Source organism: Flavobacterium sp. (assembly GCF_027484705.1).
Classification (GTDB): Bacteria; Bacteroidota; Bacteroidia; order Flavobacteriales; family Flavobacteriaceae; genus Flavobacterium.
The window spans coordinates 138,807-149,769 of the sequence record NZ_JAIXSL010000017.1 but is presented as its reverse complement, the minus strand read 5'-3'; the positions used below and the strand labels follow the sequence as shown (position 1 = coordinate 149,769).

General features: G+C 43.0%; 1 protein-coding gene. It reads right to left on the bottom strand.

The window, feature by feature from the left end:
* Positions 1–10,934 (bottom strand): YDG domain-containing protein (locus Q0058_RS11000; protein ID WP_298223862.1); only part of this gene is annotated, 10,934 nt, incomplete at its 3' end.
* Positions 10,935–10,963: the final 29 nt, after the last annotated feature.

Here is a 10,963-nt window from a genome sequence, read left to right as displayed (position 1 = left end):
TCAACAAATAAAGTCAAGTTTACTACTGATCCTCCTGAACATGGATTCGTTGGATTCAACAATGGGTCTGCATCATTACAGTCATCATTTGTTGTTGAATAACCTGATGGAGTAGTCAAGCCTGAACAAACTGATGCTGAAGTTGTACTACCGTAGGTATCACCATCTGCATCTACGTAGAAAGTAGCGAATTGGTAGATGTTGATGTTAGTATCATCGCAATCAGAACTGTCAGCTACATAACCAGAAGGTTGCGTACAAGCTAAAGTTGTAGTAGCTGCATCACCAAAAGTATCAGAATCAGCATCAGCGTACCAAGTAGTTGGTGAGTTTACAGTTACTACTGCAGCACCAGTGTTACCAGTTCCAACCAAAGTATTAGCATCTGTTACAGAAACTAAAGTATAAGTTGTTGTACTTGCAGGCGTAACAGCAATGCTAGTTCCGCTTACATAACCACTTGCGGTAAAGTTAGTCGTACCATCTGTATATACCACAGTAAATGGAGCAGTTCCACCCGTTACAGCAACACTTAAGTTAGTAGAAGCTCCGGCACAGATAGTAGCTGAACCAGAAATCACTGAAGCCGTTGGAGCTGTCGCTAACGTAAAGCTAGTAGTATTGAAAGTCAATGTTCCAGCACCTGCAGCTGTTGTCCAATTGGCAGGATTAGTAACTAACGCTTTATAGGCATTGAAAGTAGTCTGATTGTTTCTAGATCCGATATACTGACCTCTTGAAGACAAACCTCCTAAAGCGATATTTCCGTTAGCTACATTCAATTGTGAAGGCAAATACGAGTTGTTTGAAGTAGCGATTCCAGTAGTAATCCAAGAAGTGGTTACTGAAGTCCCTTGACCGTACAATCCGAAAAGGATCGTTCCGTTGAAAGTCGTCGGATTTGTATTGGTACTCCAATCAGGATTGGTTCCTGAAGTAGCAGCACCTTGATAAGCAAAGATGTTATCACCGGCAGCAGACAAACCATTCAAATTACCGGAAACAATAGTTCCGTTGTTGGTAATCGCAACTGTTGTATTATCAGTAATCGTAATCACCGATCCGGCAGGAATTACAGCTCCATTATTTCTCCAGATCACGAAGTTCTCTCCACCTCTACCATTGTTGGTAGCGTTTGCAGAAGCTGCGCTCAAGAAAGCGTTGTCTGTGAATTTGATGTAAGTGTTCGGATTAATATCAACCCATGTTGCAAAAGCAAATGAGTCAGGTGTATTCCATTGGAAACCGATGATCGATAAATCACCCACAGCAAAAACCGTTGGAGCCACTGTAATATTCGCTGTCAAACCTGTTGGTTGTGTGAGTGAATAATTCGCAGCAGCAGCTCCTGCCAATGTAGCAGTAGATGTTACAGCGATTCCAGTTCCCACCGCTGAAGAAGCGAAGGTTCCTGTTCCAACTAAAGTAACTACGTCTGGAGAAATGATTCCAGTTAGCGTTCCAGTGATAGTTGCAGCTGTAGTTCCGTCAAAAACTTTGTTGGATGCCGCAGCACTTCCAATTGTCAAAGCTTTTGGAGTAATATCCGCTGTTAAACCTGTTGGTTGTGTTAGCGTATAATTTCCAGCTTGAGCACCGCTAATAGTTGATGTTGAAGTCACTGCAATTCCAGTTCCGGCATTCGCCGTAGCAAAAGTTCCAGTTCCGTTAAAAGTAACTACATCAGCACCAACGATACCATTCAAAGTACCAGTGATAGTAGCAGCAGCAGTTCTGTCATACACTTTATTGTTAGCCGAAGCTGTAACTGTAAGTGCTTTTGGCGTTACTGTTAATGTTTGGTTTACTGAAGGCGCAGCGTCATAAACAGAATCTCCAGCTTGAGTAGCTGTAATCGTCGTTGTTCCCACACCTACGATAGTAACTACATCGCCAGCAATGGTAGCAACGCTAGTATTTGAACTTACATAACTTACTGTCAAACCTGAACTTGCCGTAGCTGTCAGGTTGAAATTAGCATCGCCATAAACCACATTCGCTAAAGCATTGAATGTAATCGTTTGTGGCAATAAAGGCGCAGCTGTAATGTTAGCCGTTAAACCTGTTGGTTGTGTTAACGAATAATTCGCAGCATCCGCTCCAGTCAATGTTGAAGTTGATGTAACAGCGATTCCAGTTCCAACCGCTGATGAAGCAAAAGTACCGGTTCCGTTAAAGGTAACAACATCCGGAGCAATTACTCCTGTCAATGTTCCTGTAATAACAGCATCAGTATTGCCATCAAAAACTTTGTTCGATGCCGCAGCACTTCCAATCGTCAAGGCTTTTGGAGTAATATCCGCTGACAAACCTGTTGGTTGTGTTAGTGTATAACTTGATGCGTTTGTTCCGCTTAAAGTTAATGCAGCAGTCACAGCAATAGCAGTTCCAGCATTGGCAGAAGCAAAAGTACCACCGCCTGAAACAGTAATCACATCGCCATTTACAGTGCCAACAGCTGTAGCTCCTGAAATCGTAGCAGCAGTTGTTCTGTCATACACTTTGTTATTAGCAACAGCACCCGTTGTAGTAATCGCTAACGGACTTACTGTACTAGCTACAGTAGCAACATTTACAGTTACCGCTGGTGAAGAAACACAAGTGATGTTTCCAGAATAAGTTCCGGCAACAGTAGTAGCAGCCAAACGAACAGAAATCGTTGTTGCAGCTACAGTACCGCTTGATGGAACTAAAGTTTGCGTTGTCGCATAAGCAATGCCATCAGTAGAAATTTCAAATCCGGCTGGCGCAGTCAATACCAAATTATTTTCTAAATCAGCACCTGACACTGTGAAAGTGGTTGGTGTGGCAGAAGCCGTTCCATAAACCGTATCAACAGCTGAAAGTGTTCCAGTTGCAGTAATAGCGGCAGGCGACATCAAAGTAAATACCGTAGTATCTAAAGTTAATGTTCCGGCACCGGCAGCAGTAGTCCAGTTGGCTGGATTGGTTACTTGCGCTTTGTATGCATTGTAAGTCAATTGGTTGTTTCTTGCCCCAATATACTGACCTCTTGAAGCATTACTCGCCAAAGCGATGTTGCTTGTAGGATCGCTCAACAATTGAGCAGGAAGGTATGAACTGGTAGTGGCACCAGCTCCGGTAGTTTGCCAGGTGGCCAAAGTGTTGGTTCCTTGTGCGTACAATCCGAACAATACAGTTCCGTTGAAAGTAGTCGTAGCAGCAACCGATGCAAAATCAGGGAAAGCTCCAGAAGTAGCTGGTCCTTGGTAAGCAAAGATGTTATCACCAGAAGCAGACAATCCGCTTAAGTTACCAGAAACAATGGTTCCTAAACTTGTGATTCCCGCAGAAGTATTATCTGAAATGGTAATCACAGTTCCAGCAGGAATAACCGCACCGGTATTGTTTTTCCAGATGATAAAGTTTTCACTTCCTCTTGCGTTGTTCGCTAAATTAGCAGAAGCGTTTGATAAGAAAGCGTTGTCTGTGAATTTAACTAGAGTTCCATCCGTAATATCCACCCAAGTGGCGAAAGCAAAACTGTCAGGCGCATTCAATTGGAAACCGATAATCGATAAATCACCTACAGCAAAAACAGTAGCCGCAGCAGTAATGTTAGCTGTTAAACCTGTTGGCTGAGTCAAAGTATAATTTCCTGCAGCAGCGCCACTCAAAGTAGCGGTTGAAGTTACTGCGATTCCAGTTCCGATCGCTGAAGAAGCAAAAACTCCCGTTCCTACTAAGGTTACAACATCCGGAGAAATAATTCCTGAAAGTAATCCATTAATCGTAGCAGCAGTAGTACCATCGAATGGTTTGTTTAAAGCAGAAACTGCCGTTAATGTTAAAGTAGCTGGTGTAATATCAGCCACGATTCCGGTTGGTTGCGCTAAAGTATAGTTTGTAGCATCAGCACCCGAAATAGTATATCCTGAGATGGTTAATGGTTTTGCAGTTCCGGCACTAGCAGTAGCAAATACAGCCACCGGAGTTCCTGAAAGTGTTACCACATCAGCACCTTCAACACCTACTAAAGAACCTGTACCGATTAAAGTAGCAGCAGTAGTTCCGTCATATACTTTGTTGCCACCTAATAAACCACCAATGGTTAAGGCTTTTGGAGTAATGTTCGCAGTCAATCCTGTTGGTTGCGTCAATAAAGTATAGTTCGCGGCTTGTGTTCCGGCTAAAGTTAAAGCACCAGTCACAGCAATTCCGTTTCCTACATTTTTAGTAGCAAAAGTTCCGGTTCCCACAACAGTTACGTCGTCTGAACCAACAATTCCAAGTAATGTAGAACCATTGATGGTTGCAGCAGTAGTTCCGTCGTAAACTTTATTCGCAGCAGCAGCACCAATGACCGTCAAGTCTTTTGGTGTAATGTTCGCTGTTAAACCTGTTGGTTGTGTTAAAGTATAGTTAGAAGCTTGTGCACCACCTAAAGTTGAAAAAGATGTGACATTGATTCCTGTTCCAGCATCAAGCGTATCAAAACCACCGATTCCGTTGAAGGTTACTACGTCAGCACCTACAACTCCGTTTAAAGTTCCTGTGATGGTAGCGTTATAAGTTCCGTCATACACTTTGTTATCAGCCGTAGCAGTAACAGTAAGTGCTTTTGGCGTTACATTTAAGTTTTGGTCTACCGGAGTAGCCGCATCATAAATGGAATCTCCAGCTTGTGAAGCTGTAATCGTTGTTGAACCAACGCCTACAACAGTAACAACATTTCCAAGAACAGTAGCCACACTTGGGTTAGAGCTTGTGTAGCTAACAGTTAAACCTGAATCAGAAGTAGCCGTCAAGTTGAAAGTTCCACTTCCGTATACCACATCCGCTAAAGGATTGAAGGTAATCGTTTGAGGAACCAAAGTTGCAGCTGTAATATTCGCTGTTAAACCTGTTGGTTGTAATAAAGTATAATTGGCAATATCTCCAACAATCGTAGACGTTGAAGTTACAGCAATACCAGTTCCCACCGCTGCAGTAGCGAAAGTACCTGTACCCACAAAAGTAACATCATCGGGAGCAACAACTCCAACTAATGTTCCTGTTATGATGGCGTTTGTATTTCCGTCAAAAACTTTGTTTTGAGCTGTAGCACTTGCAACAGTTAATTGTTTTGGCGTGATGTCAGCTACTAAACCTGTTACTTCTACTAAGTTGTAATTAGCTACATCAGCACCCGAAAGTGTAGAAGTTGAAGTGACCGGAATAGCCGTTCCTGCAGCAGCACTGTCGAAGAAAGCACTAGCATTCAAGCTCACATCATCCGGAGCAATTACGCCTGTTAAAGTTCCTGAAAGTGTAGCACTTGTATTTCCGTCATACACTTTATTGTTAGCCGAAGCACCCGCAATAGTCAAATCTTTTGCAGTGATATCCGCCGTCAAACCTGTTGGTTGTGTAAGTGTATAACTTGAAGCATTAGTTCCGCTTAAGGTTAATGCAGCAGTAACTGGTTTTGCAGTTCCTACATTAAAATCAGCGAATGAACCTCCACCAGAAATTGTGATGATGTCACCATTTACAGTAGCAGAAAGTGTCGCACCTGAAATAGTAGCAGCGGTTGTTCTGTTGTAAACTTTATTATTAGCAACAGCGCCTGTAGTCGTTAAAGCTAAAGGACTTACTGTGCTTGCAGCAAGCGCTACATTTACAGAAGAAGCCGGAGCAGAAACGCAAGTAATGTTTCCTGAGTATGTTCCTGCCAAAGTTGTAGCAGCCAAACGAACATAGATTGTAGTTGAAGCCACAACACCTGAAGTTTGTGTTAACGTTTGCGTAGTGGCGTATGAACTTCCGTCTTTAGAAATTTCAAATCCAGCCGGAGCCGTTAAAACAATATCAGTAGTTAAGTTATTTCCTGACACTGTAAAAGTACCCGGTGTCGCAGAAGCAGTTCCGTAAGTTGTGTTTACAGCAGCAGGTGAACCTGTAGTAGCAATTAAAGGAGCTGATGCTGAAATTGGAGCAAAAGCAATACCTCTGAAAGCAGTATTGGTCGGAGCCGTAACAACAGTTGAAGGTGTTCCGGTAAGATTAGCACTGAATGCTGCCGAATCCGTTAATTTCAAAACCGCTGAAACTGTAGTGAAATATAAGTCTACACTAGTTCCGTTGTTAGCCGCTGTGATTCCGTAGATTGGAAGCGCATTGGAAACGCTACCTCTGGCAGTCCAGTTGGCACCATTGTCTGTAGAAGACCATTTGTAGATTCCCGCAGATGAATCACCAACCGCGTAGCAGTTCCAGTTTGAACCTCCGCGGTTTACCATTTGGTATGCGTAAAGTCCGTTTTGAGGAATATTGATGACACTGGTTTGACCTGTAGTTGTTGGCACACCAGTACCTACTTTATAAATCCCTTGAGTTCCAGAACCTGTACTTACATACAATTGGTTGTTGAAAATATTCACGGTTCTTAAGTTGGTCACCGTTGCAGAAATTGTAGTAGGTGCTATTGGCGTGGTATTGCCTTGGTGAAGTAAAGAGGTAACCCCTACTCCATTTCCAGCCGTCCAGTAACGAGATCCGTCAGTAGTTACGACCGATCTGAATCCTGAAGAGTGAATGGTACTTGTAAGAACGCTTGTAGCAATAGTTCCTGCATTGTTTACACGAGCGATAACTCTTGGAATTCCTGCAGTACTGTTTACTGAAGCTTGTCCTACGACAGCATCATAACCACCAATAGTTAAATATTGGCCGTCAGTAGATAAATTCAATTGGGCTTCAGAAGTTGAAGTTCCGCTTTCGAGAATTCTATTGATACTTCCGGCAGTAGTTGAAGGTAAAGCTACTGTAATACCAGCTGAACCTGTAGTAGAATATTCATTTAAGAATACTGGATTTGCAGCATTGGTCAACGCAGCCGAACCTGTACCAATTCTTGCCACCACTAAATTACCATAAGTAAAAGTAGGAACAGCAGTAATATTCGCCGTCAAACCTGTTGGTTGTGCTAAGGAATAATTGGCTGCATCAGCTCCACTTAATGTTGATGTAGAGGTTACAGCAATTCCAGTTCCTACAACAGAGGAAGCGAAAGTACCTGTTAAATTAACCGTCACGGCATCCGGAGCAATGACTCCAGTTAATGTTCCTGTGATTGTAGCAACATTCGTAGTATCGTAAGGTTTGTTTTGCGCGGCGGCACTTCCAATCGTCAATGCTTTTGGAGTGATGTCAGCGGTTAAACCTGTTGGCAATGTTAAGGTATATTTAGAAGCATCCGCACCACTCAAAGTTTGCGTTGATGTTACTGCTTTACCAGTTCCTGCATTGGCCGTATCAAAAGTTCCTGTATTAGAAACCGTTACGTCATCTGCTCCAACAATTCCCACTAAAGTGGAACCTGAAATGGTAGCAGTAGTAGTTCTGTCATACACTTTTGAATCTGCAATGGCACCAGTAATCGTAAGTGCTTTTGGAGCAATGGTATAAACCAAAGTAGCATTTCCTGTTCCGCCTGCATTGGTTGCAGAAATCGTTACGTTGAAAGTTCCCGCTACCGTTGGTGTTCCTGAAATTTCACCAGTTGCAGTGTTTACTGTTAAGCCTGCAGGTAAGCCAGTGGCATTATAAGAATCTGGAGTTCCTGAAGCAGTAATGGTGTATGAAGTAGCAGCGCCATAAGTAGCCGAAGCCGTTAAAGCACTTGTGATTGTTGGGAAAGATACAGCGGTGATGTCAGCAGTCAATCCTGTTGGTTGTACCAAAGTATAATTTCCAGAAGCTGAACCTGAGATTGTGTATCCTGTAACGGTTACCGCAATACCGGTTCCAACAGCAGCTGTTGCAAAATTAGCCACTGGAGTTCCACCCAAAATAACGTTAGGCTCATCACCAGGAACAATTCCTGATAAAGTAGGCGTACCGCTTAAAGTAGCAGCAGTAGTTCCGTCGTAAGGTTTGTTGTTAGCAGTTAATCCGTTTACTGGAATATTTGCTGGAGTCACAGTACTTGAAACCGTAGCCACATTCACTGAAGTAGCTCCAGCGCTTGATAAAACGATGTTACCAGCGTAAGAACCTACAGCGGTTGTAGCGGCAAGACGCACATAAACAGGAGTTGAAGTGATAGTTCCGGCAGCACCTACAGTAACTGTAGCAGCGAAACCTGAACCTGAAGTTGTTGACACTTCATATCCCGCTGGAGGCGTTACTAAAACACCGGCTGTCATATTCGTTCCTGAAACGTTGAAAGAAGTTTCAGAAGAAGCAGTACCGTAAGTAGTTGTTAAAGCAGATAAAGTACCAGTCGTAGCAATTGCTGGAAGTGCAGTAACCGTTCCATAAATCGTTACGTCATCCAATCTGAAAGTTCCTGTTGCAGAAGGTGCACCTGTTAAATCCGCTCTTTGAGTTCCGTAAGGATAGATTCTAAAAGTAACAGTACCGCCACCAGCAGTGGTAAAATTAGGGAAATCCCAAGTAGCAACAGTTCCTGTAGTTGGCGTAACTGGAGCAGCACCCCAAGCCGTAAACGTGGCAAATCCGTCAGTACTGTAACGCACTTCCAATTGGTTTGGCGCTGAGTTACTCGCTTGTCTGAAGAAAGACATAGAGCCAAGATTCAATACATATCCTGAAGCAGCCGTAGCTGAAAATTCGATATAAGATGTATTTGAAACACTCGCAGTAACATTCAAAGTAGTCGAGTTGAATACGTTTGCCGTAGACTGACAAGTAATGGTACTTCTTGTTAAAGCAGAACCAGTAGCATTAGAAGCTACCGTTGCTGTATTTCCTTGCGTAGGACAAGCAGCGGTACCGGTAAATGCATTCACATAAATAGTCGGTTCAGTAATACTAGCCGTTAAACCTGTTGGTTGCGTCAAAGTATAATTCGCTGCATCCGCACCACTTATTGTAGAAGTAGAAGTTACAGCGATACCCGAACCAATTGCAGAAGATGCAAAAGTTCCACTTAATGAAAGTGTCACCACATCCGGAGCAATAACACCTGTCAATGTTCCCGTAATGGTTGCTGTGTTATTTCCGTCAAATACTTTATTGGCAGCAACTGGTGTTGCAATAGTTAAAGCTAAAGGTGTGATATTCCCTGTTAAACCTAGTGGCAAAGTAAGTGTATAATTACCCGCAGCAGCACCACCCAAAGTTTGAGTAGAAGTTACTAAAATTCCTGTTCCTGCTGTAGCAGAAGCAAAAGTACCTGTAGTTGAAATGCTTACTACATCTGCGCCAAAAACACCTACTAAAGTAGATCCTGAAATCGTTGCAGTAGTTGTTCTGTCATATGTTTTACTGGTGACCGTAGCACCAGTAACCGTTAAGTTTTTGGCCGTAATGGTATAAACCAAAGTAGCACTTCCAGTTCCTCCTGCGTTTGTTGCAGAAATAGTTACATTGAAAGTACCAGGCGCAGCAGTTGGCGTACCTGTGATTTCTCCTGTTGAAGTATTCACAGACAATCCTGCAGGCAATCCTGTAGCATTATAAGACGTTGGTGATTCACTTGCAGTTATCGTATAAGTTGATGCCGGTGTACCATAAACAGCAGAAGCCGTTAAAGTACTTGAAATCACCGGAGCCGGTGTTGAAGTGATATCCGCCGTTAATGAAGGTTGTGTCAAGGTGTAATTTCCTGCACCAGCACCGCTAATAGTATATCCTGTCACTGAAACAGAAATCGCTGTTCCCACAGCACTAGAAGCAAAAGTAGCTACAGGAGTTCCTCCTAAAGTGACCACATCGCTATTTACGACTCCAACCAAAGAAGGAGTTCCACTTAAAGTAGCAGCAGTATTTCCGTCAAAAAGTTTGTTGTTGGCAGCAATTCCTGTAATCGTTAAAGCCTTAGGCGAAACTGCACTTGAAACTGTAGCCACATTCACTGAACTAGCTCCAGAACTCGATAAAACAATATTACCACTATAAGGAGAACCCGCTACCGTGGCAGTTGATTTCAAACGCACAAAAACTGGCGTTGAAGCAATTGTTCCTGATGTTCCAACAGTAACTGTAGCAGCATACCCGGAACCTGAAGCTAATGAAACTTCGTATCCTGACGGAGGTGTAACTAAAATTCCGGCATTCATTGTAGTTCCGGAAACATTAAAAGACGTTGGTGTAGCTGAAGCACTACCGTATGTTGTATTGACTGCTGCAAGTGTTCCGGTAGTCGAAATTACTGGCGTTCCTGCACCACGAACCGTAAAGTCATCTATTCTGAAATTTCCAGAAGTGTTGGCTCTTACAAAGGTAAATCTGAATCTTAAATTGGATTGATTTTGGGCACCTGAAGGTAAAGTCAACCAACTGGTTCCGTTGATGGCTCTCCAAGAACCATCTCTTGTTAAGGTAATTGGAATGTTATTCCAAGTAGTACCATCGGCACTCCATTCGAAAGTTACCGTTGCAGTATAACTAGCAGAACTAGCTCTGTACCCAAAGGCAACTTCAATATTAGTCAAACCTGTCGTATTCACTTGTCCGGCCAAAGTAGCCACCGCAGTTCCGGCCACACTTGACGTCGAGCCATCGGCTAAATTCGCTCCCGCAGAAAACGAAATCGGGCTGGTGTAAGTAGAACTGTTAGAGGTTGTTGCTAAAGTTAAATTCGCAGATTGCGCACCTGAAATAGACCAACCTGTAATCGAAGCGACGTTGGTTGTTGATGCCGTACCAAAATTAGTCGAATACACCGTCGTTTGGGCGCTGACAACATTCATTCCCATGAGTGTTACCAAGCACAAAGCTGCCAGTGAATTGACTTTGAGGCGGTTAATTTTGCTTACTGGAACGATGCCAAAAAGCGAAAAGTTAGTTTCCCGGAAAGATCCAAAAAACAAGGACAAAAAAGAAGCGAGAAATGTTTCCCAACTTCTCTTCTTTTCAAACAATCTTGAGTGAAAACTCAAACCGTTTTCAGCGATCGCTTCCGTTTCGTTTTTCCGAAACATCGAAGACAATCTACTGACCAAATGGTGTAAAATTGATTTCATAAATTAATAATTAGTTAAAGGGTTTTGTG